Below are 24,817 nucleotides of genomic sequence, written 5' to 3'. Positions count from 1 at the left end.
CTGACAACCCGATTGATTCAATGCAGGCGTCAGACTGCCAATGTGCTAAAAATGGAATCCGGCACGCACCACCCAAGGACTTGCATAGGGCGAGCGAAACTGATTCCATGAGAAATTGTAAAGTACCGTAAAGTTGAATGCCGCACGCTGCCCCATCCGCTGGCTGTAACCTGCTCCTAAAAATGTGCCCGGAATCCATCCGCGGCGTACTTCGCCTACCAATTGGTCAAAATAGGCGGCATTCAGGCTTTCGTACTCTGCATGAGCAAAAAACGGAGAAGTGGAAAACGGGAAAAATCGCCCGAATACACGCCCGCCGTAAATGCTGTTAGCCGTTGTATTGAAGCCTCTGAAACTGAAACGAATGTACTGATAGGTAGCACCCACGCCTACCTGCAACTGTGGTGTTGCCTGGTAGAAGGCCAAAGGCGATACGTCAATAAAAGTTACGTTACCAAACTGAAAGCTGAAATTACCCCCGAAACGGACGCGGTCAATAAATCGCGTACCATCGTCGGCCTTTGCAGACTGTTTGCGTGGAGTAAAAGTACTGTCGTTTTGCGCTTTGGCATAGCTGACCGCAAAAATCAATAAGATGACGATGATGATATTGCGCAAGGTCTTTTGCATAAAAACTGGCATGTTCAATTTCATAGTGATACGCAGTTTGGATGTATCCGGTTGCTCTTACGGCTTCAAATATTGTACTTTTCTTGGAATTAATAGCCATTCTTTTTGTCGCCCGTCTATGTAGCGAACCTGTCCGTTGTCCTGAAAAACGGCAGGTTGTTCCAGCATGATGCGTATTTCTTTGTTGTTCCACTCGGGCAGCGGCACTTTCACGTTCAGCTCGATGGCATAGGCCGTATTGGGGCGCAGCGGATATTCTCCTGTGCCGGGCACGCTTTCCTGATTGTCCCACATACCGATGGCAGGGCCGGCGGCGTGGCCGTGCATACCCAGCGGATGCGAATACACCTGCGGATTGATGCCTTCCTTTTTGGCCTGTGCAAGCGTTTGTTTCAGCACTTCGTTGCCCGTTCTGCCTGCTTTAAAATGGCCGGTCAGAATGTCCTGTAAACGATTGCCGACAGCCAGTGCTTTTTTCAGATATTCGGGCACATCGGTTTCCCCGGGTTTGAGCACATATGCCATCTGCTGGGTATCGGTGTGCATACCGATGTACTCAAAGCCAAAATCTATGTGCAATACATCGCCGGGCATAATAACCGTTTGCCCGTCGGGGCGGGAAGCAAAAGAGTAGAGTGGCTGGTCGGGGCGCTGCACATCTACCGTGGGGTGAAACCATGCCTGCAATTTCAGTTCGGCCATGCGTTCACGATACCACCAAACCACCTCGTCGGTGGTGGTAACACCGGGCTGAATCACATTCTCGGAAAGTCCTTCGGCAATAATCAGGTGCGCAATGCGGCTTGCCTGCTCAAATATCATCATTTCGGAAGGAGTGCGGGTTTCCAGCCAGTTTACGGCCAAACGCTCGCCCGAAACTACATTGGCCTTGAATTTTTCGGGCAAACGGCTCATAAAGTTCTCATATTCGGTGCGACTGATGCCGTCTGCATGAGCAAATGTTTCCGAGTAGTTCAGTGCAATTCGCTTGGGGTTGCGTTCTTCTATCAGTTGCATGAGACGCTTCCATTGGTCGGGCTCTTGTTCGGGAATCCACGCAGCTTTGAACAAATTACCGACATTGTAGCGGGCAACCGCCAGCAGTTCCAACCCCTGATTGCCGCCTTTATCGTAAATGAACAAAATGGTTTTTCGGCGCGCGGCAATCCACGTAGAGGGCAGCATGGTGCGCATAACAGGGTCTTCGTTATACTCCTCTGCAATCAGCAGCCACAGGTCAATGCCATTTTCGCGCATCAGCGCAGGCAATACGGTGGTCATGCGTTCTTCCAGCAAACGGTCGCGAACAACTGCACGTTCTTGTAAAGATAAAATGCGCGGTAAATTGCTTTGTGCCGCTACAAGGGTTGCCCAGCAGCAGGCAACCATAAATACAGATATTTTTCGGAACATAGTAAAACAAAATTGCCGTTTGTCGGCAATATATACCAACAAACGGCAATGAGCAAAATATGTACGGTAATTACTTACTGCTTCACTTCTACGTTGCCTTTCAGTGTCAAAATGGCTGTTCCGCCTTCTACGTTGGCCGTAATGCTGACGGTTTTGTTGAAAGCACCTGCCGCAGCCGCATTGAAGGTTGCTTTAATTTCTGCTGATTCGCCCGGAGCAATCGGGTCTTTTGGCCAGTTGGGAACTGTACAACCGCAAGAACCTACCGCGCTGGTAATTACCAATGGTACTTTTCCCGTATTTTTGAACTTAAAAACAGCCGTAACAGGCTGATTTTGAGGGATATTGCCAAAGTCATAAGTAGTTTTATCCCACTGGAACACGGCCAGATTGCTGTTTTGTGCAACCGGTTTTGTTTGTACATTTTGTGCAAATGAAACTACGGAAACCATCAGGGCAAACACCAGTGTGAAGAAGAATTGCTTTTTCATGGCAAGGATTTTATTTAATGGTGAAACATTCTTTTTGCAAAAGAACGTAAAGACCTGCAATCTTTGCGTTAATGAATTGATAAGGTTTGTTAATGACTTGTTAATGCAGCGCCAAACCATTCGCCGATTAGTGATTCCCGCTACGCTGAGCATTATCGGGATTATCCTCACACAGATTTACTGGGTGAGCAATGCGTTTAATTTGAAAGAAAAGCAATTAGACCAAAGCATCCACATTGCGCTCCAAACGGTTGCCGAGCAAATTGCAGCCTATAATAAAAGCACGCTGCCCATTGCCGATGTAGTCAATCAGGTAGCGTCGGACTATTTTATCGTAAATGTAAATGATGTGATTGACGTAAACATTCTGGAATCGTACCTCAAACGCGAGTTCAGCAAGCGTAACCTGCAACTTGATTTTGAATACGGTATCTACGACTGCACGACGGATAAAATGATGTACGGAAGCTATATCCGACACAGCAATAACAAAAAAGAGGAGGCCGTTACCCGTCGCGAATTACCCAAATACGACAAATTTATCTACTATTTTGGCGTGAGTTTTCCACATAAAAACCGATATCTGTTGTACGATATGCGGCTGTGGGCTTTTTCCTCTTTCCTGATTTTGGCATTGGTGCTGTTTTTTGCCTATGCACTCTATGTGATTCTGGCACAACGACGGCTGGCCGAGATTCAAAAGGATTTTGTGGACAATATGACCCACGAATTTCAAACGCCGATTTCTACCATCAACATAGCATCCGACGTACTGATGAATCCCGATATTGTGAAACAGCCCGAGCGGCTTTTTCGCTATGCACAAATCATCAAAAAAGAAACGCAGCGGCTGCAAAAACAAGTAGAGAGTGTATTGCAGGCCAACCGCGCCGAGCGAATCGGGCTGACGTTGCAGAAAGAAACCCTGAATCTCAATGAATTAGCAGCCGAAACGGTCAGCTATTTTCAGTTGCAATTAAAGGAAAAAGGCATTGAAGCCTTGATAAAACTATCGTTGAGCGAAGTTCCGGCAATAATCAATGCCGACAGCAGCCATTTGACTAACCTTATCATCAATTTGTTGGACAATGCCGTTAAGTATTCGGGTAAAAATCCGGAAATTTCTTTGGAGGTACTATCGGAAAACGAACGGGTTATTCTGCGCGTAGCAGACAACGGCCCGGGCATTCCCGAACAATACCGCAAAAAAATATTTCAAAAATTTTACCGCATTCCTACCGGTAATTTACACAATGTCAAAGGATTTGGGCTTGGTTTGCACTATGTGGGCAACATCGTAAAAGCGCACGGCTGGCAAATCAGGCTCAGTTGCCCCCCAAGCGGCGGCAGCATTTTTGAAATCGTGATACCCAAACAATCCCAATAATTGCTCATGCCAACTCCTCAAATTTTGTATGTAGAAGACGACCTGAGTCTGGGTTTTGTAACTAAGGACAATTTGGAACTGCGCGGCTACCTCGTCCGTCATTGCGAAAACGGAAAAGATGCGCTTGCTGCCTTTAAGGCACAACGCCCCGATGTTTGCGTGCTGGATGTAATGCTGCCCGACTTAGACGGTTTTTCGCTTGCCAAAGAAATCAGGCAATTGGACGCTGAAATTCCCATTATTTTTTTGACATCCAAATCGCAAAAGGAAGATAAAATCAACGGGCTGCGGCTTGGCGCGGATGACTACCTGACAAAGCCTTTCAGCATAGAAGAATTGGACTTAAAAATTCAGATATTTCTGAAGCGCAGCAAAGTGAGTGCCCCTCCGACTGCAACAAACACCTATTACATAGGCAATTATCTGTTTGATATGGATAACCTGTTGCTCATCAACGGCGACAGCAAACAACTGCTTACCAAACGGGAAGCCGACTTGCTCGCACTTTTCTGCCGCCACAAAGGAAGTGTATTGAAACGCGAAGAAATTTTACAGGAAATATGGGGAACAGACGATTATTTTGCCGGAAGAAGTTTGGACGTATTCATTTCCCGACTGCGCAAATACCTGAAAGCCGATGAAAGAATCGCCATTGAAAACCTGCACGGTGTGGGCTTCAAACTGACGGTAGGTAATCATTGATTTCTGCCCAATAGAGCATCCTTTACATTGGCTTTGAACCGCTTCCATGCAAGCAGCCACTCGCTGAACAGGAGATTCCTGCGGTCGGCAGCCGTTACGGGAAACAACCCGCGACGGATATACACGCTGTCGCTAGAGTCTTTGTACCAAAGCTCATAGCCGTTGTCTTCCATCCATTGGGTTATTTCGTTAATAAAGGGATTGATGTAGCGCTTGCCGTGGGTTTCAACCGAAATAACGGCAGGACGGCTTATCATGTGTTTAAGCACATACCACTCACAACCTTCTATGTCAATGCTTAACAGGTCTATCGTACCGTCGTCTAAGCTGTCAAATCGTTTAGCAGGAACGGTAAATTTATCGGCATCCTGTTTTTTGTAAGCATCGTTTACCAGCGCAGGGCTGCTCTCCAATATGCTTGCAAAAGTAGAAGCTGCCCGATTCATCAACTCAATGGTTCCTTCGCTGTCAAAAACTGCTACGGGATGCAGCGTAATGGGGTATTTATCGCCAAAATATTCCCGAATGGCTGCCACATAGCGTGGGTCTGCCTCCACGAGCGTGGTGCGGATACCTTGTTTGATATAGTCCAGAATATTAGACGTTTCGGGCAAGTAAACACCTACTTCGGCTACATGCGAAGGTTTAAAGCCCTTTTGGGAAAGTCGGCGATAAATCAGCTTGTTTTCGGCAGCATTCATAAGGCTGCAAAACTATACAAAAAAAGGTTGCCGACACCCAAAGGGTGCGGCAACACTGACTACTAACGAAATCAGATACTACAATTAACGCTTATGCAAACAACTTACCTAAACGATAAGTCAGGCGGTCGGCAAGGAAGTACATCACAGGCACTACTACCAGCGTCAAGAAGGTAGAGAAGGTAAGCCCATATACTACCGTCCATGCCATAGGCCCCCAGAAATCGGCATTTTGACCGCCCCAATAGATATCGGGGTTGAAATGAGAATACAAGCCAAAGAAATCAACGTTCAAACCGATGGCCAGCGGAATTAAGCCCAAAACGGTGGTAATAGCTGTCAGCAATACCGGACGAAGGCGCATAAAGCCAGCCTGAATGAGTGCTTCCCGCACTTCGTTGGCATCTAATCGCTCATCTTCGGATAAGCCCAACTCGCGCTTGCGGTTTGCTATGAGCATATTGGCACAGTCTATCAATACAATGGCATTGTTTACAACCACACCTGCCAGCGAAATAATACCGATACCGGTCATAATCACCACAAAATCGGAGCGGGTTATCGCAAGCCCGAGGAATACGCCTATCAAGCTGAAAGGCACGGTTGCCATTACCAGCAGTGGCTGCGTAAGAGAATTAAACTGCGATACAAGAATCAGGAAAATCAGTGCCAATGCAATCAGCATGGCATTCATCAAAAATGCAATTGATTTTGCCTGTTCTTCCTGCTCGCCTGTAAATTTGAAACTGTAACCCGGGGGCAGCGTATAGTCGGCAAGTGCTTCTTTTACCTGTGAAACTACTTCATTGGCATTGTAACCTTCCGTTACATTGGAAGTCAGCGTTACCAAGCGTTCGTTGTTTTTGTGTTTTACCGCACCAAATGAGGAAGTGTATTCCATGCTGGCAACCGCAGAAACGGGAATCTGACTGAAACGGCCTTTGTTGTCGCGGAAAGTGATTTTCTGGTCGTTGAGGCGCGAAAGGTCATAGCGGAAGTTATCGCCAAGCCGCAGGTTGATGGGGTAATCGTCTTTACCGTCCTTAATTTTGGAAATTTCTTTTCCATAAATGGCTGTCCGCATATTCATTGCCAGCATGGAGGTAGAAAGTCCTAAGCGCTGGGCTTTGGCGCGGTCAATTTGCAACAGCAGTTCAGGCTTGCCGATGTCTATGCCTATTTTCAAGCCGTCTATGCCTGCAATGTTGCTTTTCTCTATAATTTCCTGCATTTTCTCGGCCTCGCGTATCAGCGTGAGATAGTCATCGCCAATAATTTCAATATTGATAGGAGCTCCCACAGGCGGGCCGCTTCTTTGGGCATCGGTTACGATTTTCAGGCCCGGTATGGTTTTGGCCATTTCGCTGAGTTCGCGCTGTGCTTCGCGGGTATTCAGGCCGCCACGCAGTGAATACTCTACAAAGTTTACGGTAATTTTACTCTTGTGCGGAGTAACGGAATTGCCTTGCGAAAAATCATTGGGGTTGCTTGTTCCCTCGCCCACGTTGGTAATAATGGCCTTAACTGCTTTTTCATAGGGACGCAGCACTTCGTAAACTTTTTTCTCAACAGCTTCCGTGAGTTGATTGGTCGTATTTACGTCTGACCCTAACGGTGCTTCTATGTACAAGTAAACAATAGACGGCTCTGCATTGGGGAAAAACTCAACCATTGGCTTGCTGCCAAAGTAGATGATGATACCTGCAAACATCAGCACAATGCTGCCAAAGAAAAACGACAGCGGGCGCAAACGTCCTTTCAAGGCAAAACGAATGGTGTTTTTGTACAACACTTCCAATTTGGTAAGCAGTACGTCTTGAAACCAGCGCGAAGCCGGACGGAAAAAGAACACATTGACAAGGGTTAGCACTGCAAGTGTTACTAGTATATTGCCCCAAGTGTAGGTATCGGCCAAGAAATAAGCGGGCACAGCCAACACGAAGCACAACATAGCAAAACGAACCAATGGCTTCGGTGCGGTTTGGTCGCTTTCCAACTTCATGAAAGTTGCAGCCACAACGGGGTTTACCACCAACCCCACAAACAAAGAGGCTGAAAGCACAACAATCAGCGTGATGGGCAAAAACTTCATGAACTCACCTACCAATCCGCCCCAAAACATCAGCGGAAGGAATGCGCCCAATGTAGTCAGCGTAGAGGTGATGATGGGTACTGCAACCTCTCCTACCCCTTGCAAAGCTGCCTCCAAACGGGTTTTGCCTTCTTCCATCAGGCGATAGGTATTTTCTATCACCACAATTGCGTTGTCCACCAACATCCCCAGCGCCAATACTAACGAAAAGAGAATCATAATGTTGATGGTAGCGCCAATGAAGCTCAGGATGATAAACGAAAGCATCATGGAAAGCGGGATGGCAATTCCTACAAACATTGCGTTGCGCAAGCCCATGAAGAATAGCAATACACCTACTACCAGAATCATCCCGAAAATGATGCTGTTTTCCAAGTTGCTGATTTGCACCTTCATCTGGTCTGCCTGATTGTTAGTGAGGATAACGTTCAGGTTGGCAGGCAAAGCACCCGAGGCTTTGGCATTGGCCAGTATTTGCTGAATTTTTGCATCGGCAGCAATCAAGTTTTCCTTGTTACGCTTCACTACGTTCAGGGAAACAACCGGCTGTCCTCCTGTTTTGAGAAAATCTTGCGTTGCCAGTCGGGTATAGCTTTTACGCTCAATGTAGCTGTCTTTTACTTCGGCCACATCTTTAAGGTACACCACATTTTGGTCTTCGGCTTTAATAATGATGTTTGCAATTTCATCGGCGGTTTTAAACTCTCCCGAAATGCGCATAGACCTGCGATAGCCGTCGGTAAGTACCTCACCACCCGATATGGTAACGTTTTCGGCACGTACCGCATTTTCAATATCGGAAAAAGTGATGCGCCGAGCTTCCATTTTGTAGATATCGGCATTAATCTGAATCTCGCGGTCTAAAGCGCCGGTGATATTTACGCGGGACACCTCGGGCAATGCTTCAAAAACCTCTTCCAGATATTTGGCATACTTTTTCAATTGAGCCATTTCAAAGTCGCCGGAAATATTAACCGTTACGATAGGTACTTCCGACAAATCCACTTCCATTACGCTCGGGTCTTGGTCTAAGTCGCTTGGGAGGTCGCGTTTGGCTTTGTCCACGGCATCTTTTACATCCTGTAATGCCTTGGATATCTGCACTTTTTCCGTAAACTCAATCACTATAACCGAAACATCCTGTGCCGAGGTGGAAGTTACTTTTTTCACCCCTTTCAGCCCTTTGATTTCTTTTTCAATAGGTCGGGTAATAAGGTTTTCAATATCTACGGGCGAGTTGCCGGGATATACCGTGTTCACGTAAATCGTAGGAAATACGATTTCGGGAAAGGACTCTTTGGGCATATTGTTGTAGGAAATCAATCCGAACACAACAATAATGAAAGTCAGAATGAACACGCTGGTGCGGTTTTTAATTGACAGCGTACTCAGGCCGAACTCTCGCTTGATGTCTTTATTTTCTTCCATTGCGTGAAAAATCGTGTGAAAGATTTGCGTGAAAAGAAACTGCGTAACTTATTGTTTTTGAGCTACTTTATCAGTGCTTACTTCTACCTCATCACCATTCACCACTTCGTTATAACCTTTGGTAATGATAAGGTCGCCGAGGGTGAGCCCTTGTTCTACCAGTGTTTTGCCGCCGTATGACTTACCGGTTTTGATAACTACGCGCTCCACTGTTTTCTTTCCGTTTTTATCGCGCAGCACGTAAACAAATTGCTCGCCATTGGCCGACTGCTGAATGAGGTGAGAGTGCACTACGATGGCATCTTTGCGGAAAAAGTCGCGTATTTTAATGACAGCCAACGAGTTAGGCTTCAACAGCCCGTCGGGGTTGGCAGTGCGCATCTGAATTTTGAAAGTGCGGTTTGTCGGATTAATGAACTGACCAACCATGCTTACTTTCAGTGGCAACTCTTTGTTTACGGCAGGAAATGCTACCAGCACCTCATCGCCGCGCTTAACGGAGGTAGTGTAAACCTCCGACACATCGGCATTGATTTCCACCTGCGCAATGTTTACAATGCGCCCCATAGGCATGGCAGGGTTAGCCATTTCGCCCACGTTTTGCATCAGGTCTTCCACCATACCGTCTATAGGCGCTTTCACAAGTGCTTTGTTCAGTTGTGTTTTGGCTGTGGCCAGTGTTTTTTCCAAGGCTTCCATGTTGTTTTTTGCCTGCAAATACTGCACTTCGGAGCCTATTTTCTGATTCCAGAGGTTTGCCTGACGCTCATAAACGGTGCGCGCCAGTTCTAAGCGGGTTTCTATCTCGGCAATATTCTTGCGTATGTTTTCGGCATCTATTTCGGCAATCACCTGTCCTTTGCGCACCATATCGCCAACCTGCACGTAGCGTTTGATAATTACGCCCGCAATTTCGGGGGCAATCATTACGTTTTGCTCGGAGGCCACGTTGCCCTGCACCTCTACGTAATGCGCAAAATCCTGCGCGGTTAAGGCTTCTGTCTCAACTAATTTTTTGACTGCTGCCGTTGGATTGGCTTTGGCTATTTCTGCCTCCAAAACGGCAATCTCCGACTTAATTTTAGCGGCTTGTTCTTTCAACTCCGACAGGCGCTTGCGTTTACCTTCCGGAGAATCATCAACTTGTTTATTGCAAGCGGTTACGGCCATAAGGGCGGTAAGCGCAAAAGCATAATATCTTGTCATGGTTGTAATAAATATTTGGTGAGTTGGTGTGATAAGCTAAGTTTTGCTGTTATTTGATGAGTTTACCTTTGGCTTTGTCTAAATCAACTTTGGCAATCAGTGCCTCGTACAGTGCATTGTAGTAGCTTGTTTCGGCCTGCTTGTAATCGTTCTCGGCGTTGATAACTTCCAAGTTAGAGCCTACGCCTTCTTTGTATTTGATGCGGCTGATACGTGCCACCTCTGCCGCTAAATTCATGTTTCTGCGCTGTGTTTGCAGGTTGTCCATCGCATTGGCCAGATTGGTTTGTGCTTGCTGTTGCTCCAAATCAATGCTGCGGCGCAAGTTCTGCATGGTGTTTTCCGTTTTAATCAACTCCAAGCGGCTTTTTTGAATTAGGTAATGGCGGCGCATACCGTCAAAAATGGGAACGCTCAGGGTAAGCCCTACGTTGCCAAAGCCGTTCCAGTTGCCGAATTTGAACAAATCGCCGGCATTAGAAGGGCCGACCAAGCCGCCGTACTGAAATGTGGCAGACAAGCGCGGCAGATAGCCCAGCCTGTCGCGTTTAATGGCCAAAATATTCAGTTCTCGTTGGGTTTCTAACAGGCTGTACTCAGGGCGGGACTTGTAGTCAAATGATTCCTGCATTTGTGCCTGCAACAGCAGCACATCGGGATTAATTTTTTGCAGCGATTCCCCCAAGGTGATTTCATCGGTTTGCTGAAGCCCCATTTGGAATTTGAGAAATGATTTGCTCATTTCAATCAGGCGCATTACCCGCTGTTTTTCCGTTCTCAAATTATTAAGGCTTACTTCCAATCTGTCCACATCAATTTTTTCTACAAAACCGTTGGAATACATTGCCTTGGTTTCGTTGAAAAGCGTTTCCACGCGCTGCAAATTGGCATCGAGCAGTTCCATGCGCTCCTGCGAAATGAGCAACCCGTAGTACGCCTTCGTTACTCCCTCTATTACTTCTGCCTTGCTGCGGATAACGTTCCTCTCGGCCAGTTGCGTATATACGGCAGCAGCACGAAGCCCCAAAAACCATGTGGCATCAAAAATCATCTGATTGGCGGAAACGGCAGCATTGCCCTGAAACGGCGGCTGAAATGGCAGTGCCACAAACTCACCGGCAGGCGCATTGGGATTGACAAACTGTGCCGGCAAGAATGCTACCGTCAGTTTGTAGTTGTGCGACATGCTGCTTCCTGCATTAATCTGCGGCAAACCATCGGCACGGGTAACGCCTACCTGCGCTTTGGCAATTTCCAAATCTGCTTTGGAATTGGCTACGGACAACGAGTGATTAATGGCATAGTCTATACACTGCTCGAGCGTATAGTTCTGCAAAACCACCTTTTCGGGGTTGTTTCCTGCCGAAAGTGCGCCTTGTGCCACCACAAACGGCAGAATAAACACGATGAAAACAAATGTGAGAGCGGTTCTCATGAAGGTAGTGATTGTGAAAGTTTTTCGTTTTGATAATAAACCTGACGATACTGAATGAGTTTGGAATAACCTTTTAAAGTAACAATGCCATGAATGAAGTGGTCAAAAAAAGCCCACTGTACATCCATCACATTGTATTTGTCAAAAGGAAAAAGCGTGGGGTCAAAACCCATCTGAACTTGTTCCACGCGCATTTTGGCGAGTATTTCTACGTTAATGTCTTTACGAAAGTACCCCTCCTCTATGCCGCGATGCATCAGCCGAATCAGCGCACCAAGGAAATACTGCTCTTTGAAGTTTTTATAGATGCTCCACGCCTTAGGATGATATTTTTGCAGGTCAAAAACAACTACCGGATTAACCATCCGAATCATTTTTTTAATCTGCTCTGCCCCCAGAATCACTTCTTCTATGGCATCTTGGGCTTTTTCGCTGATGTGCTGAAAATGACGAATGTCCTGTGAAAGCATTTCATGCACCATCACAGACACCAAGTCGTCCTTGTCTTTGTAGTACTGGTAAATGGTTTTCTTGGAAACACCTGCCTTGCGTGCGATGTCATCCATGCTGACACTGCGAATGCCATAGGCATGAAACAACTGGTCGGCTTCCTGTAATATGCGTTCTTTGAGTTCCAAAGTCTTGCTTTTTGTTTAAGAACGCACAAAACTATGGAAACTTTTAATAACTTCAAAGTTTCCATAGGAGATTTTTATTGATTACGCCATACAAGTACAGAGTCCATACCAAAGTAGTTAGCATGAGCACGGTTATTAAAATCGCGAGGCATGTAACGGTAATGAAGGTCGTCTATAAAGATTAACTCTTCAAGTCGCATCTGTATAGGCTTTACATAAACCACACTTTTGAAATTCAACCGTTGTATTTTTTGCATACTTTCATGGCGTTGATAGTACTGTTGTTTACACGCTTTTGCCTGCCCATTTACCAGTACCTTCCATGCAAGCCCGACCTTGGTATTGACTGAAAAAATCTTGCTTGCAATAAAAATCAATATGGCAACTGTCAGAAAATCAGGAAGTTTACCAAATAAAAGTTTGTACTGCAACCATAGATACTGCACGGTTGCCAATACAATTGCAATGACGGAAAAGAGCCACCATAAATAGGCAATATTTTCTATGCGTTTGGGTATGTATGGGGCTTTATTGAATATCGGATATGCGGCAAGCACACCGTTGATAATAGCGGCACTTATTAAATGAGCAGCAGCAACCTTCTTTTATTTGCGAAAACAAATATACTATCCTGCTTTGCCCATTGGTGGCTTCAACCAATCAAAAAGACCGCTGCAAATTACATTACGCTCCTAAACGGCGCTGTAAATCTGCCTTCAATGTCTGAAATAGTTTGAGCGGATGCATGGTGCGCCAATTGGTCAGTTCAAGGCTACCGCCGTAGTTGATGTAACTGTCCACATTGAACCTTTTCCATTCATCAATGATGTGTTCGCGAAAACCGATGGCACAAATCCAGCCACCCTCATCTTCTACATCCTCGTACCACTCTTCATAGTAGCAGTCATCGGAGCCGTGAAAATTGAGCACGTTTTCGCCAATAAGGATGTAGTAAATAATTCCTTCACGGTTGATGTAATCTATCAAATTGCGTTTCAGATAACTGACATCATTGTGGATGGCATCGTTCCACTCGCCGATAAACTCTATAATGGCAAACTTATGTTTGTAGTCGGTGTAAATTATTTTCAAATACAGCGTTTCCGAACCAAACTCATCCCATGCCGGATGGATATAATAGCCGTAAATATCGTTGCGGCATACATTCAGGTCATACTCTCTGCCATAGAACGGCGAACGTTCGTCCGACTCGGCAGTATAAAGATTTTCCCAACGGTAAAAAGGTTCTATGATGTGCATAAACTTCCCCGCATTCTGCTAACCAAAATTAAGCGATAATATGACGCAAAACCTTAATTTGCAGCATAAAAATCACTGTACATGCAACTGTTTGTATGGCTTTGGCGCATGGCATGGCGCGACAGCCGCCGCAGTAGAGGGAAACTGCTGCTTTTTCTTTCTTCCATCGTATTGGGTATTGCGGCTTTGGTGGCAATCAATTCTTTCAATCGCAATTTGAGGCAAGATATTGATGAGCAGGCAAAAGAACTTTTGGGTGCGGACTTAGTGATTTCGGGCAGTCGCCCCCTGCCCGATTCGCTGATGCGTCTTGTAGCAACGGAGGCCGCTCAACAAGCAAGTGAGTGTTCTTTTGCTTCAATGGTTTACTTCCCGAAGGCAAAAGGGATACGGTTGGTGCAGGTGCGCGCCCTCGGCGGCGAATTTCCCTTCTATGGACAAATAGAAACACAGCCTGCCGCTGCTGCACGCCGTTTCCAGCAACAATCGGCGGCATTGGTGGACAATACGCTCATGCTGCAATTTGCGGCTTCCATAGGCGATACGGTTACTGTCGGCAAATTGCGATTTCCTATTGCGGGCAATTTGCAGCAAGTGCCCGGGCAGTCGGGGATTGTGGGCACTGTGGCAGCGCCCGTGTATATCCCCATTGCCTTGCTGGACTCCACGGGACTTGTGCAAAAAGGTAGCCGACTCAACTATCGCTACTATTTCAAATTTGCAGAAGGCACTGATGTAGAATCGCTCCTGAAAAAGTGGGAGGCATCCATTGATAACGCAGGGTTTAATGTAGAAACCGTAGAAAGCCGCAAACAAAGCCTTGGGCGAGCATTTGAAAACCTGAATCGGTTTTTAAATCTGGTGGCATTTGTTGCACTGCTATTGGGTTGCGTAGGCGTAGCAAGTGCCGTACATGTGTATGTGGCCGAAAAAATTCCGTCGGTGGCCGTTTTGCGCTGTATGGGTGCAACAGGAAGAGAGGCTTTTCTGATTTACTTGCTGCAAATTTTATTGATGGGTGCTGCGGGGGCAGTCATCGGAACATCGCTGGGGGCTGCGCTGCAATCCTTATTGCCTGTTGTCTTCAGAAACTTCCTGCCCGTAGAGGTAAGTACGCGCCTGATTCCGGAGGTGCTTTGGGGAGGCATGGCAGCGGGCGTACTGATTGCGCTCTTATTTGCATTGCCGCCGCTGCTACGCGTGCGCAACGTATCGCCCCTGCGTACCTTGCGCAGTTCTTACGAAGAGGACAGCAAAAAATGGGACTGGGCGGTGATTGCGGTCTATCTGCTGACCGCATTATTTGTGGCAGGTTTTGCTCGCTTGCAGGTGCGCTCGTGGGTAGAGGCCGCAATGTTTATGGTTGGAGTAGCGGTGGCAATTATACTGCTGGCTGCTACCGCCTACCTGCTGATGTGGTTGTTGCGCAAATTTGCCTCTTTGTCGCTGCCCTACGTATGGCGACAAGGCTTTGCCAATTTATATCGACCTAATAATCAGACACTTGCACTGATTTTATCCATAGGCTTGGGAACGGCACTCATTGCCACTTTATTTTTTATGCAAGATTTGCTGCTGAGTCAGGTACAATTTGCAGGCCGCGAAAATCAGCCCAATATGGTGCTTTTTGATATTCAAAACAGTCAGCGAGACGATGTAAATCGCTTGGCGAAGCAATTTAACTTGCCGCTTTTGCAACAAGTCCCCATCGTAACGATGCGTGTATCGGCGGTAAACGGCCGTTCGGTGCAAGCCATCAAGGCCGACAGTACCTCAAAAATTGCTTCATGGGCATTAGACAGGGAATATCGCGTTACCTACCGCGATTCGCTGATAGATTCGGAGCGCGATGCCGGCGGCAAATGGCGCGGCAAGGCCGAAGATACTGTTTTTGTGTCATTTGATGCACCCTATGCCAACCGAATGGGAGTTCGCATAGGCGACCGCATTACGTTTGACGTACAAGGAAAAAGAATTGAAACCGTCATTGGCCACTTGCGAAAGGTAGATTTTTCCCGTGTGCAGACCAATTTCGTAGTGCTGTTTCCTGCCGGCGTATTGGAGAATGCTCCTCAATTTCACGTACTTGTAACCCGTGTACCCGACGAAAAAGTATCGGCGCGTTTCCAGCAAGCATTAGTGCAACAGTTTCCTACCGTTTCCGTGGTTGATTTAGGTCTGATTTTGAAGACTGTGGATGAAGTTTTAGACCAAGTATCATTTGCCATCCGATTCATGGCTATGTTCAGCATCCTGACGGGCTTGTTGGTTCTTGCCGGTTCGGTAATTATCAGCCGTTACCAGCGCATGAAGGAGAGTGTCCTTTTGCGCACATTGGGTGCCGTGCGCCGCCAAATTTTGCAAATCAACGCCGTGGAATATCTGTCCATCGGGCTGATTGCATCTCTTACAGGTGTACTGTTGGCACTTGCCGCAGCATGGGCATTGTCGTATTTCAGTTTTGAAATCATTTTCGCGCCCAAACTATTGCTGCCGCTGGCAACCGTAGGAAGTATCACGGCACTGACGTTGCTCATAGGTCTGTGGAACAGCCGCTCTGTCATCAATCGTCCGCCGTTGGAGGTGCTGCGCTCCGAAACGTAATTGAACCAATTAAAAAAGCCCTGCGTTGTGTGCAGGGCTTACAAAATATCGGCAAAACAAAATTTTAATTCAGCCACTCCAAACTGCGATTCAGGAAAGCAGTCAAATCTTTGCCATTTAGCATGTTTTGTGCCAACAAAGCAAGGTCGTAGGTGTGGCGGGCAATTTTTTCTTTTTCCTCTGCCGTCTGTGCTTTAACCAAGCGGTTAATCAGCGGATGGTTGCCGTTGATGACAATATTCATCTGGTCGGGCAAGTTGCTCATGTAGTCCATGCCTCCGCCAATCATTGCCATTTCTTTCATGCGGCGGAAAAACTCCGGCACTACAATGCTTACGGGCAGTTCATCCGTAGAAAGTGCCGACACTTCAACCGTTTCTTTTCCGCTCACTTTTTTGAACAACTCAATTACCTCTTTTTTCTCGTCTTCGGAAAGAATAACATCGGCAAGGTCAGATTTTTCAATCAGTTTGTCAATGGTTTCCGCATCTACGCGCTTTAATTGTGCTTTTTCAAATTTGCGCTCCAAAAATCCGGTAAAATGACTGTCTATCACACCATTGAGCAGCAGCACGTCATAACCGCGTTTTTCTGCTGCCTGTATGTAAACATCTTGCTTTTCGGGATTGTTAGTGTAGAGTAATACAAGGTTGCCGTTTTTGTCGGTTTGATTGGCCTGAACATGCTCTTTGTATTCGTCAAAAGTGAAGTATTTGCCTTGCGTATTTTTGAGCAATGCAAATGCAGGAGCTTTCTCGGCAAATTTATCATCGCTAATCATTCCGTATTTAACGAAGATATCTATGCCCTCCCACTTTTGCTGATAGGCCTCGCGGTCTGCCTTGAAGAGTTCTTGCAACTTATCGGCTACTTTGCGCGTGATATAGTTGTTGATTTTCTTAACGTTACTGTCTGCTTGCAGGAAGCTGCGCGAAACGTTCAGCGGGATATCGGGCGAATCAATTACACCATGCAGCAAGGTTAGGAACTCAGGCACAATATCTTTCACTTCATCGGTAATAAATACCTGCTTTTGGTACAATTGAATTTTGTTGCGGTTCACCAGTTCGTTTTTCACTTTCGGGAAAAACAGAATACCTGTCAGGTTGAACGGATAGTCCACATTGAGGTGAATCCAGAACAGCGGGTCTTCTGCCATCGGATACAACTCGCGGTAGAAGTTCAAGTAATCCTCGTCTTTGAGGTCGGCAGGTGCTTTTGTCCACAGTGGCTGTGTATTGTTGATAACATCGTCTTCCAGCGCTACTTCTACCGGTAAAAATTTACAATATTTGGTTAAAATTTCGCGCAGGCGGAAAGGCTGTAAAAATTCTTCCGAATCGGGCGCTATGTGGAGTATCACATCTGTTCCGCGGTCAGCTTTTTCGGCAGGGGCAATTTCAAACTCGGTGCTGCCGTCGCATGTCCACTGTGCAGCCTGTGCGCCTTCCTGCCATGACTTGGTTACAATGCGCACTTTTTCGGCCACCATAAACGCAGAGTAGAAGCCCAAACCAAACTGACCGATGAGTTGCTGGCTTTGGTCTTTGTCTTTGTATTTTTCAACAAACTCTTTAGCGCCGGAAAATGCGATTTGATTGATGTATTTCTTGATTTCCTCGGCAGTCATGCCAATACCGCGGTCGCTGATGGTAATGGTTTTGGCATTTTTATCAAGACTAATTTTGATGCGGGTTTCCCCGATTTCACCGTTAAATTCGCCTAAAGCAGCCAGACTTTTGAGTTTTTGCGTAGCATCTACGGCATTGGACACCAACTCACGCAGAAAAATCTCATGGTCGGAGTACAAAAACTTCTTAATAATCGGAAAAATATTCTCGGTATGAATGGAGATGGAACCTTTCTCTTGCATATCTGATTAGACGTTAAACCGATTGGCGAATCGTCTAATTTCATGCCAGTAAGCACATTGTGCAAAAGGTTAGCCCACAACTGACAAAACGTCAGATTTTTGACAGGGTCAAAAACTGAGTTTTTTTTTCATGCGGCAGATTTTCATATCGGCAGATTGCTCTACCATAATTTCATCCATGATTTGTTTAACCAGAAACAGACCGATGCCGCTTCGTTTCTTTTCGCAAAGAATCTGGCTGACGGTAGGGGTTTCATACAGTGCCATGTTAAAACTGTCAGGTTTGCTGTCTCTTACCTCAAAATAAACCCCGTCATTAGCACGACTGATTTTAATATCAATGGTATCCGAATCGTTGCAACTGTGCGAATGGATAATCAAATTGGCACACACCTCATCCAATGCAAGTACAAGCAGGTATTGTTGTTCGTCTGTGATTGCCCATCTGCTCAACACATCTTTGGTAAATTGCCGCAGCGTATTTAACGATTCGCGCCTGCAATTAAGGCTGATGTGATGCTCCCATTGCTGTTGTTGCTTCATCGGTAGTTGTGTAAACTTTTACTACTTGGTCTAAACCCAAAATTTTTAATACGTTGCTGATTTTGGAACTTACGTTGCAAAGTGCAAAACGTATGTTCTTATCCTCACACTCGCCATGCCGTGAAATAAACACCCCGATGCCCGGAGAGGAAACATATTCCAAAGCGCTGCAATCTATCAGGATAGAAGCCGGACGCTCGGCTATAACTGCCTCCACTGCATTGTCAAAAACCAATGCGGAACTTGCATCCAACTCGCCTTTTACCGATATTATGACTACACCTTGCGCGATTTCTTTCTTTACTTCTACCATTTTTAACGTTTTTTTAAGGTTTCGGTTGTGTTGGGCATCGCCTTTTTTTACTTCACAAAGCTATTAATTTTATGCAAGCTGTAAAGTTTATCTGTCGTAGTCATCACAAAAAAAGCCACTCCTATCGGAATGGCTTGCATGATTGCTTGCTTGGCAGCAGGGTGTTACTCCATCCAGGATTTGTAGTAAATGCCATCGTCTAAGCGCATAGCCTCTTCGGTTAGTGCCAGCGGACGGAAAGTGTCTATCATGACGGCAAGTTCTTTGGTTTCTTTTTTGCCGATGCTGCGCTCCATTGCGCCCGGATGCGGCCCGTGCGGAATGCCGCCCGGATGCAGAGTAAACATCCCGATTTCCACATCGTTGCGGCTCATAAAGTCACCGTCCACATAGTAAAGAATTTCTTCCGAATCTATGTTGCTGTGATTGTATGGTGCAGGTATGGCTTGCGGGTGATAGTCGTACAGGCGTGGACAGAACGAACAAACAACCAGCGCATCGGTTTCAAAGGTTTGATGCACAGGCGGCGGCTGATGAATCCGTCCGGTAATAGGCTCAAAATTGTGGATGCTGAAACCGTAAGGGAAATTATAGCCATCCCACCCTACCACATCAAAAGGATGAGATGCATAGATGATTTCATGAATCATGTTTTGCTTTTTCACTTTAATCATGAAATCGCCCTTTTGGTCATAAGTTTCTAAGTCGGCAGGCAACTTGTAGTCGCGCTCGCAGTAAGGAGAGTGTTCCAACAATTGCCCAAACCAGTTTCGGTAACGCTTGGGCGTATAGATAGGCGAACGGGACTCCATCCACAAAATGCGGTTATCCGTACCGTCAAATTCCAATTGATAAATCATACCTCGCGGAATGATAAGATAGTCGCCATATTCAAAAGGAATTATCCCCATTTGTGAACGCAATTTACCACTGCCTTTATGGATAAACAGCATTTCATCGTGGTCGCCGTTTTTGTAAAAATAATCGGTTACGCTTTTGCGTGGAGCAGCCACCCCGATAGTACAATCGTTATTGACAAAGAGCGGAATGCGGCTTTGCAAATAATCATCGGCGGCAGGGGCTTGAAAACCACGCAGTTTGCGTGCCATGATGTTATGTTCAACGGCAATTTTTGGAGCAACGCTGTACGAATTGACAATTTCTTTTACCATAGTCGGGCGGTAAATGTGATACATCAGCGCTGACATACCTACAAAGCCCTCTGTACCAAACAGTTGCTCGTAGTAATAGCCGCCTCCGGGCTTTTCAAAAGTGATGTGCCGCTTATGCGGAATTTTGCCGAGTTTATGATAGATAGGCATGGGCTAACAGTTTATTGACATGACATTAATTAGTGTAACAAGTATAGTGCTTTTTGTCCAAAAATGCAATTGAACGCTTTTTTTAGGAGGTTTCTTCATCGGCAGGCGGCGGTGGCAGCGGCATCTTTTTACCTGTCAGTTTTCGGTAAATTTCGTCAATGTCGAGTGTGCCTTCTGCCAAAAAGTGGCGCAGTTGAGTATTGAGGTATGAAACGATAAACAGCAAACCGCCGATGATAATCAACAAAAGGATTTGCGTAAAGCGCGAAACCCGCCAGATATCATAGGCCAACAGCTTGATGAGCATAGCACCCAACAAAGCGGATGCAATGATGCGAAAATCTCTTACCCGCAATTTTACGCCGAGCAGCATCAGCCCAAAAGCAATGAATGACCACAGGATAGGATACAAAAACAAGCGCGTTTGTTCAAGCAATTGCCCAATACTTTCGGCAACGGGCAAATCGGGATTGTAGCCGAACAATATGTAGAAATGGTCGAGCTCGGCGGTAAGATGGAACACCAACGCAATACATGCCAACCATACCACGTAATCAATTTTTGCAGAGTTTATGTCATGTGCGCTTTGTTCTTCATCTGCTTGCTGCAATGCAGGGTTAAAGATTCCGTATTGGTAAGAAAGAAGCAAATAAATAGCTGTCAGGTCGAGCGTAAGGTTAATATAATGAACAAAAAACCAAACGGCTTTGGCTGTGCCTGTAAGAAATTCGTTCCGCAAGCGCACAACTTCCGGATGTGCAAAAATGATATAGGAAAAAACAGCAGCTACGAGGATATAATTGGCAATTTTCTGAAATCGGATGTTTTGAATGCGCGTAGCGGCCAGCCACAAGAACATCGCGAAAATAGTATTATAAATTCCGATGACCAGACGCTCTAACGAGGGGTGCGAAAATCGGTGATAGGTCAATTCTATATTGCCGCATAAGTAAATCAACAGCACACTGACGCCGGCCAGCAATGCCTGAAATGCACGTGCATCATATGTAAGAAACATGAGCCGTTCGTTGGCCTGCTGCGTTTGCACCTGCATACGCACTACTATCAAACAACCCACGTAAATCACAACCGAAGCAAGCGTAGCAAGTACCGCATCGTTAAACAGAAAATCGGGAGTAGTTGCACCCGCATAAGTGGCATACCAAATGGTAAACAAGGCAATCAGCGAAGCGGTAAAGGTCAGCAGCGCGGCATCTCTGAACAAGGCAGTCCGCCAATAACGGGTCAGCAGCAAGAGTGCCAGCGTTTCGGCCAACCAAGCCAAATGAAGAGTAGTTTTTGTATGCCAAATAAATACGATACCTGCACTGACGCCCAACAAAGCAAAAGTTTGAAGGTATTTTCTGATATAGAGGTCGCTGTCTTTTTTAGTGTAGAGCCACCAACCAAATGTACCGTTGAATACCCCCAGCCCCATTAGCCACCAGCCGAAATAATCACCCACAAGGAAATGAGCATTCAGCAGACGGTACACAGTCCACACAAAAAACAAAGCATTCAGCGCAAAAAAGAACAAGTCCCGCTCGCTCATGGGAACTTCTGTTTCATCCTCTAAGCGGCGCAGGCTGTGCAGCAAATGCATGGCAAAGTAAGTCAGGTAAAACAAGGTAGCAAACACAAGCCCCGTTTGCAGCATGGGCAGGTTGCCCAAATTCACACGCCACATCCAACCCGTAAAAATTAGCACGGTAGTAATGAAGGTGAGATAATTCAGCAACACCCAGCGCTTGAAGTATGCAACCGTAATGATGCCAATGGTAATTAGCAGCAAATAGCTGAAAAAGTAGTCATAGTAAATTTTTTCACCAACGATTACAAAAGGCGTAATATATGCGCCGATAATGGCCAAAATAGCGAAATAGCGGCGCTCATAGTGCAGCGAAAGCCACAGCGAAAGCCCTATAATGACAAGCATGAGCAAAAAAGCAACGGGCTGACTAAGAAAGTGGTACTCCTTGAACGCCAGATAGTTAGTGTAATACAGAATAGAAAGCGCAGAAGTGGCGAACAGCAAACTGAAAGTTTCATTACTGAGTTCCATGCGTTTGGCAATACCAAACAAGATGCCCGATATCAGCAAGCCGATACCGACACGCGCCCATTCGGGCAGTACACCTTCGGCAATGCCGTAGCGAATCAGCATACCCACCCCGATAGTAAAAATCAGAATGGCAATTTTGCTGAAAACATCTTCATAAATGAATCTTTCAAAGTCATCTTTGCCTTTGGCAAGCCGTTCCAGAATGAGTTGGCGGGTTTTTTCGTAGGGAATAGCCCGCCGCTGCGCCACTGCTCTGATTTGTTCTTCCAGTTCGTCTTCTTCCGGCTCTATAAATGCTTTAAGATAAACTTTTTGCTCAATTTTTTTCCAATCGATGGAAGTGCTTTCGGCTTCTTCTTTTTTTTCATTTTCCGCACGCTGCCTTGGCGGCACGTAAAACGGATAATGGCTAATGTCATAGTCCTTGGTGGCATCGTAGAGGCCTTTTTCGTAAAGCAGCTGATACTCAGGGTCTTGCTCAAGCGGATGATACTCTCCTCGCGACTTCTGAATAGCTTCCCGATTGGTTAATATTTCAGACAAAAAACGATTCATCCGCTCGGCAAGCGGGTCTTTTTCGTTCTGAGGCTTATTCTCCTCATCCTGCGGGGGGATATGTTCAGGAGTGTCCGGCACGCATGAATGATTTACAGGAAGTTACGAACTTCTGCTTTTAAAAACTTCAAGGCATTGCCCGTAATGTCATCGTTTTGGGCAATAATATTGCTGACAATCGCTTTGGCGAGCTTTATACCGGGCTCGTCGGGAGCAACTTCGGAGGCAGAATCGTTAATCATGGCTACCATATTGTCCATGGCCGTGCGAATTTTTTCCCACGCTTCGTCACTCATGTAAACCTGTTGTGAAAAGTTGTGAGCAAATTCGCTCCTGATTTCCTCGAGCAAAATGCTTTGCAACTGAACGGCTGTCAATTCGCTGTCATTCAATCGCATGAGCAGGTTGGGGGCAGAAATGCGTTCCAGAAACAACGCCATTCGCTCATATGCTTGCAAACGCAACGGAAGGGTAACATCAATATATTTTGCCTTTAATTCTACCAGCCGACGTTCAAAATCTTTGTTTAAAAATGTACGAACGGTCAAGTACATGCCATAAAGCACAATGCCGGCAGGGATAATAATCTTCAACAATTCTGTCAGTATTTCCATAAAAGCACTTTTATCAGCCAAATTTAGGTAATCTGCCTACTTTTGCTGCAAATTTCAGTTAAAAAAACATGGAACTGCAACCTGTTACGATAACAACGGCGGCAGCTAATGAAATCCGCTACATTATGCAAAACAAAGGCATACCCGAAGGTTATGCTCTTCGCGTAATTGCAGAAGGCACATCGGGCTGCGGCGGTGCGCGCTATCGCTTGGGCTTTGACAAACCGCGCGAAGGCGACCAACAGTACACCACACAAGACATCCCCGTATTGTATGAAAAACGCCAGATGATGTTTTTGTTGGGTCTGGAAATAGACTTTGAAGAGCGCGAAACCGAACGGGGCTTTGTTTTTAATCGGAAATAAAGCGGGCATTTTCACATCTGCAACAGGTGCATGACTGCCAGCCGATAGCCGTTTAGCCCGCAACCAACAATTACACCTTTGGCATATTTGCTGATATAGCTGTGGTGGCGAAACGGTTCGCGGGCATGAATATTGGAAATATGCACTTCCACCACGGGCGACGGAATGGCTGCCACAGCATCGCCCAAAGCGACCGAAGTGTGCGTAAGTCCGCCCGCATTCAGCACAATACCGGCACCGCTAAAACCTACTTCGTGCAGTTTGTCAATAATAACGCCCTCGTGATTGGACTGAAAATAGGAGATATTTGCCACATTACTAAATTCTTTTTGCAGCAGACCAAAAAAATTTTCAAAAGTATTGGTTCCATAAATTTCAGGCTCGCGTTTGCCGAGCAAGTTCAGGTTGGGGCCGTTAATAATGATGATTTCTGTCATCTCCGATGTGGATTTGTCGTTGTAACTTCGCCTAAAATACGAATGTTATGCAAATCTCAGATATCCGCAAGGAATATACACGCCATACTTTTAATGAGCAGGACGCTGCCGCCTCTCCCTTTGAGCAGTTTAACAAATGGCTTCACGAAGCGCTGCACAGCGGTATTCCTGAACCTACCGCCATGAATTTGGCTACGGTCGGGGCTAACGGCAGACCTTCGGCACGCATTGTTTTGCTCAAACACGTGGACAGTGGTTTTGTATTCTTTACTAACTATGCAAGCCGAAAAGGCATTGACTTACAACAACATCCGTTTGCTGCACTCACTTTTCACTGGGTAGAGATGGAGCGTCAGGTGCGCATTGAGGGAAAAGTAGAGATGGTTGAGCCTGCACTGTCGGATGAGTATTTTAACAGCCGTCCTTTGATGAGCCGAATCGGGGCGATTGCCTCCGAACAAAGCCGCCCTTTGCCGAACAGGGAGGTTCTGGAAAACAGAATGAGGGTATTAGAAGCCGAATATGCGGACAAAGAACCTGCCCGTCCGCAAAACTGGGGAGGCTATCGGCTCATTCCCGATTATTTTGAATTTTGGCAAGGCCGCCGCAGTCGCCTGCACGACCGCATCGTTTATGAGTTTGCGGCCGATGGTTCATGGAAAATCTATCGGATTGCACCCTAAAACAAGCAGGCTTGCAGAATAAATCGGCGATTCGGGATTCGGATTGAGGATGTCGGATTAAAG

At 46.1% G+C, this 24,817-nt stretch carries 22 protein-coding genes; 5 read left to right on the top strand and 17 right to left on the bottom strand.

Annotated features, from left to right (window positions below; translation table 11 throughout):
* Positions 1 to 45 precede the first annotated feature (45 nt).
* From NDK19_RS02930 to NDK19_RS02920, 3 genes are all read right to left on the bottom strand, one after another.
* The gene (locus tag NDK19_RS02930; RefSeq protein WP_250630340.1) at positions 46 to 642 is read right to left on the bottom strand and encodes a hypothetical protein; all 597 of its coding nucleotides are present in this window, start codon (positions 640 to 642) and stop codon (positions 46 to 48) included.
* A 45-nt stretch (positions 643 to 687) separates the two neighbouring features.
* The gene (locus tag NDK19_RS02925) at positions 688 to 2,043 is read right to left on the bottom strand and encodes a M24 family metallopeptidase (RefSeq protein WP_250630339.1); all 1,356 of its coding nucleotides are present in this window, start codon (positions 2,041 to 2,043) and stop codon (positions 688 to 690) included.
* 74 nt (positions 2,044 to 2,117) lie between these two features.
* Positions 2,118 to 2,534, bottom strand: a complete 417-nt coding sequence (locus NDK19_RS02920) for a DUF1573 domain-containing protein (RefSeq protein ID WP_250630338.1) — start codon at positions 2,532 to 2,534, stop codon at positions 2,118 to 2,120.
* A 103-nt stretch (positions 2,535 to 2,637) separates the two neighbouring features.
* Between NDK19_RS02920 and NDK19_RS02915 the strand changes: the two genes are divergently transcribed.
* Positions 2,638 to 3,921, top strand: coding sequence for a sensor histidine kinase (locus tag NDK19_RS02915; RefSeq protein WP_250630337.1), 1,284 nt, complete (start codon positions 2,638 to 2,640; stop codon positions 3,919 to 3,921).
* Positions 3,922 to 3,927: 6 nt separating this feature from the next.
* Positions 3,928 to 4,623, top strand: coding sequence for a response regulator transcription factor (locus tag NDK19_RS02910; protein ID WP_250630336.1), 696 nt, complete (start codon positions 3,928 to 3,930; stop codon positions 4,621 to 4,623).
* On the opposite strand, the gene NDK19_RS02905 is transcribed toward NDK19_RS02910, so the two are convergent.
* From NDK19_RS02905 to NDK19_RS02875, 7 genes are all read right to left on the bottom strand, one after another.
* A complete protein-coding gene (locus NDK19_RS02905) occupies positions 4,617 to 5,324 on the bottom strand; it encodes an FkbM family methyltransferase (protein WP_250630335.1) in 708 nt (235 codons plus the stop codon). The two genes, NDK19_RS02910 and NDK19_RS02905, sit on opposite strands and share 7 nt — an antisense overlap.
* A 91-nt stretch (positions 5,325 to 5,415) precedes the next feature.
* Complete coding sequence (locus tag NDK19_RS02900) at positions 5,416 to 8,844, bottom strand: efflux RND transporter permease subunit (protein ID WP_250630334.1); 3,429 nt, start codon at positions 8,842 to 8,844, stop codon at positions 5,416 to 5,418.
* A gap of 48 nt (positions 8,845 to 8,892) precedes the next feature.
* A complete protein-coding gene (locus tag NDK19_RS02895; RefSeq protein WP_250630333.1) occupies positions 8,893 to 10,050 on the bottom strand; it encodes an efflux RND transporter periplasmic adaptor subunit in 1,158 nt (385 codons plus the stop codon).
* Between the two features lie 49 nt (positions 10,051 to 10,099).
* Positions 10,100 to 11,485 carry a TolC family protein gene (locus NDK19_RS02890; protein ID WP_250630332.1) on the bottom strand — a complete coding sequence of 462 codons (1,386 nt, stop codon included), beginning with the start codon at positions 11,483 to 11,485 and terminating at the stop codon, positions 10,100 to 10,102.
* Positions 11,482 to 12,123, bottom strand: coding sequence for a TetR/AcrR family transcriptional regulator (locus tag NDK19_RS02885; protein WP_250630331.1), 642 nt, complete (start codon positions 12,121 to 12,123; stop codon positions 11,482 to 11,484). The genes NDK19_RS02890 and NDK19_RS02885 overlap by 4 nt, the downstream gene beginning before the upstream one ends.
* Positions 12,124 to 12,197: 74 nt before the next feature.
* Positions 12,198 to 12,680: a hypothetical protein gene (locus tag NDK19_RS02880; RefSeq protein WP_250630330.1), complete on the bottom strand. Its 483-nt coding sequence runs from the start codon at positions 12,678 to 12,680 to the stop codon at positions 12,198 to 12,200.
* Between the two features lie 127 nt (positions 12,681 to 12,807).
* Positions 12,808 to 13,383, bottom strand: coding sequence for a hypothetical protein (locus tag NDK19_RS02875; protein WP_250630329.1), 576 nt, complete (start codon positions 13,381 to 13,383; stop codon positions 12,808 to 12,810).
* 81 nt (positions 13,384 to 13,464) lie between these two features.
* Between NDK19_RS02875 and NDK19_RS02870 the strand changes: the two genes are divergently transcribed.
* Entirely contained in the window at positions 13,465 to 15,987 is a 2,523-nt protein-coding gene (locus NDK19_RS02870) for an ABC transporter permease (protein WP_250630328.1), read from the top strand.
* A gap of 64 nt (positions 15,988 to 16,051) precedes the next feature.
* Here the strand turns inward: NDK19_RS02870 and htpG are convergent, their stop codons facing one another.
* The 6 genes from htpG to NDK19_RS02840 form a co-directional block, all read right to left on the bottom strand.
* Positions 16,052 to 17,860, bottom strand: coding sequence for a molecular chaperone HtpG (gene htpG, locus NDK19_RS02865; protein ID WP_250630327.1), 1,809 nt, complete (start codon positions 17,858 to 17,860; stop codon positions 16,052 to 16,054).
* A gap of 108 nt (positions 17,861 to 17,968) precedes the next feature.
* Entirely contained in the window at positions 17,969 to 18,403 is a 435-nt protein-coding gene (locus NDK19_RS02860; protein ID WP_250630326.1) for an ATP-binding protein, read from the bottom strand.
* The gene (locus tag NDK19_RS02855) at positions 18,363 to 18,716 is read right to left on the bottom strand and encodes an STAS domain-containing protein (RefSeq protein WP_250630325.1); all 354 of its coding nucleotides are present in this window, start codon (positions 18,714 to 18,716) and stop codon (positions 18,363 to 18,365) included. The genes NDK19_RS02860 and NDK19_RS02855 overlap by 41 nt, the downstream gene beginning before the upstream one ends.
* Before the next feature lie 164 nt (positions 18,717 to 18,880).
* Positions 18,881 to 20,038 (bottom strand): homogentisate 1,2-dioxygenase, encoded by a 1,158-nt coding sequence (locus NDK19_RS02850; protein ID WP_250630324.1) that lies wholly within the window; start codon positions 20,036 to 20,038, stop codon positions 18,881 to 18,883.
* A gap of 82 nt (positions 20,039 to 20,120) precedes the next feature.
* Positions 20,121 to 22,736, bottom strand: a complete 2,616-nt coding sequence (locus tag NDK19_RS02845) for a DUF2339 domain-containing protein (RefSeq protein ID WP_250630323.1) — start codon at positions 22,734 to 22,736, stop codon at positions 20,121 to 20,123.
* 11 nt (positions 22,737 to 22,747) lie between these two features.
* Positions 22,748 to 23,269 (bottom strand): DUF7935 family protein, encoded by a 522-nt coding sequence (locus NDK19_RS02840; RefSeq protein ID WP_250630322.1) that lies wholly within the window; start codon positions 23,267 to 23,269, stop codon positions 22,748 to 22,750.
* A gap of 68 nt (positions 23,270 to 23,337) precedes the next feature.
* Between NDK19_RS02840 and NDK19_RS02835 the strand changes: the two genes are divergently transcribed.
* Entirely contained in the window at positions 23,338 to 23,634 is a 297-nt protein-coding gene (locus tag NDK19_RS02835; RefSeq protein ID WP_250630321.1) for a HesB/IscA family protein, read from the top strand.
* 11 nt (positions 23,635 to 23,645) lie between these two features.
* Here NDK19_RS02835 and aroQ read toward each other — a convergent pair whose 3' ends face one another.
* Positions 23,646 to 24,071 (bottom strand): type II 3-dehydroquinate dehydratase, encoded by a 426-nt coding sequence (gene aroQ, locus NDK19_RS02830; RefSeq protein WP_250630320.1) that lies wholly within the window; start codon positions 24,069 to 24,071, stop codon positions 23,646 to 23,648.
* 47 nt (positions 24,072 to 24,118) lie between these two features.
* Between aroQ and pdxH the strand changes: the two genes are divergently transcribed.
* Complete coding sequence (gene pdxH / locus NDK19_RS02825; protein WP_250630319.1) at positions 24,119 to 24,754, top strand: pyridoxamine 5'-phosphate oxidase; 636 nt, start codon at positions 24,119 to 24,121, stop codon at positions 24,752 to 24,754.
* Positions 24,755 to 24,817 lie beyond the last annotated feature (63 nt).

This window comes from Rhodoflexus caldus, from assembly GCF_021206925.1.
GTDB lineage: Bacteria > Bacteroidota > Bacteroidia > Cytophagales > Thermoflexibacteraceae > Rhodoflexus > Rhodoflexus caldus.
The sequence above is the reverse complement of the archived record's forward strand: the minus strand, read 5'-3'. Positions and strand labels throughout refer to the sequence as shown.

Bases quoted from the DNA above. Each gene is read 5' to 3' on its own strand.
- NDK19_RS02930 (WP_250630340.1), bottom strand. From the start codon at position 642: ATGCCAGTTTTTATGCAAAAGACCTTGCGCAATATCATCATCGTCATC.
- NDK19_RS02905 (WP_250630335.1), bottom strand. From the start codon at position 5,324: ATGAATGCTGCCGAAAACAAGCTGATTTATCGCCGACTTTCCCAAAAG.
- NDK19_RS02875 (WP_250630329.1), bottom strand. From the start codon at position 13,383: ATGCACATCATAGAACCTTTTTACCGTTGGGAAAATCTTTATACTGCC.
- pdxH (WP_250630319.1), top strand. From the start codon at position 24,119: ATGCAAATCTCAGATATCCGCAAGGAATATACACGCCATACTTTTAAT.
- NDK19_RS02855 (WP_250630325.1), bottom strand. From the start codon at position 18,716: ATGGTAGAAGTAAAGAAAGAAATCGCGCAAGGTGTAGTCATAATATCG.
- NDK19_RS02860 (WP_250630326.1), bottom strand. From the start codon at position 18,403: ATGAAGCAACAACAGCAATGGGAGCATCACATCAGCCTTAATTGCAGG.
- NDK19_RS02925 (WP_250630339.1), bottom strand. From the start codon at position 2,043: ATGTTCCGAAAAATATCTGTATTTATGGTTGCCTGCTGCTGGGCAACC.
- NDK19_RS02850 (WP_250630324.1), bottom strand. From the start codon at position 20,038: ATGCCTATCTATCATAAACTCGGCAAAATTCCGCATAAGCGGCACATC.
- htpG (WP_250630327.1), bottom strand. From the start codon at position 17,860: ATGCAAGAGAAAGGTTCCATCTCCATTCATACCGAGAATATTTTTCCG.
- NDK19_RS02870 (WP_250630328.1), top strand. From the start codon at position 13,465: ATGCAACTGTTTGTATGGCTTTGGCGCATGGCATGGCGCGACAGCCGC.
- NDK19_RS02915 (WP_250630337.1), top strand. From the start codon at position 2,638: ATGCAGCGCCAAACCATTCGCCGATTAGTGATTCCCGCTACGCTGAGC.
- NDK19_RS02895 (WP_250630333.1), bottom strand. From the start codon at position 10,050: ATGACAAGATATTATGCTTTTGCGCTTACCGCCCTTATGGCCGTAACC.
- NDK19_RS02910 (WP_250630336.1), top strand. From the start codon at position 3,928: ATGCCAACTCCTCAAATTTTGTATGTAGAAGACGACCTGAGTCTGGGT.
- NDK19_RS02840 (WP_250630322.1), bottom strand. From the start codon at position 23,269: ATGGAAATACTGACAGAATTGTTGAAGATTATTATCCCTGCCGGCATT.
- NDK19_RS02835 (WP_250630321.1), top strand. From the start codon at position 23,338: ATGGAACTGCAACCTGTTACGATAACAACGGCGGCAGCTAATGAAATC.
- NDK19_RS02920 (WP_250630338.1), bottom strand. From the start codon at position 2,534: ATGAAAAAGCAATTCTTCTTCACACTGGTGTTTGCCCTGATGGTTTCC.
- NDK19_RS02890 (WP_250630332.1), bottom strand. From the start codon at position 11,485: ATGAGAACCGCTCTCACATTTGTTTTCATCGTGTTTATTCTGCCGTTT.
- NDK19_RS02900 (WP_250630334.1), bottom strand. From the start codon at position 8,844: ATGGAAGAAAATAAAGACATCAAGCGAGAGTTCGGCCTGAGTACGCTG.
- aroQ (WP_250630320.1), bottom strand. From the start codon at position 24,071: ATGACAGAAATCATCATTATTAACGGCCCCAACCTGAACTTGCTCGGC.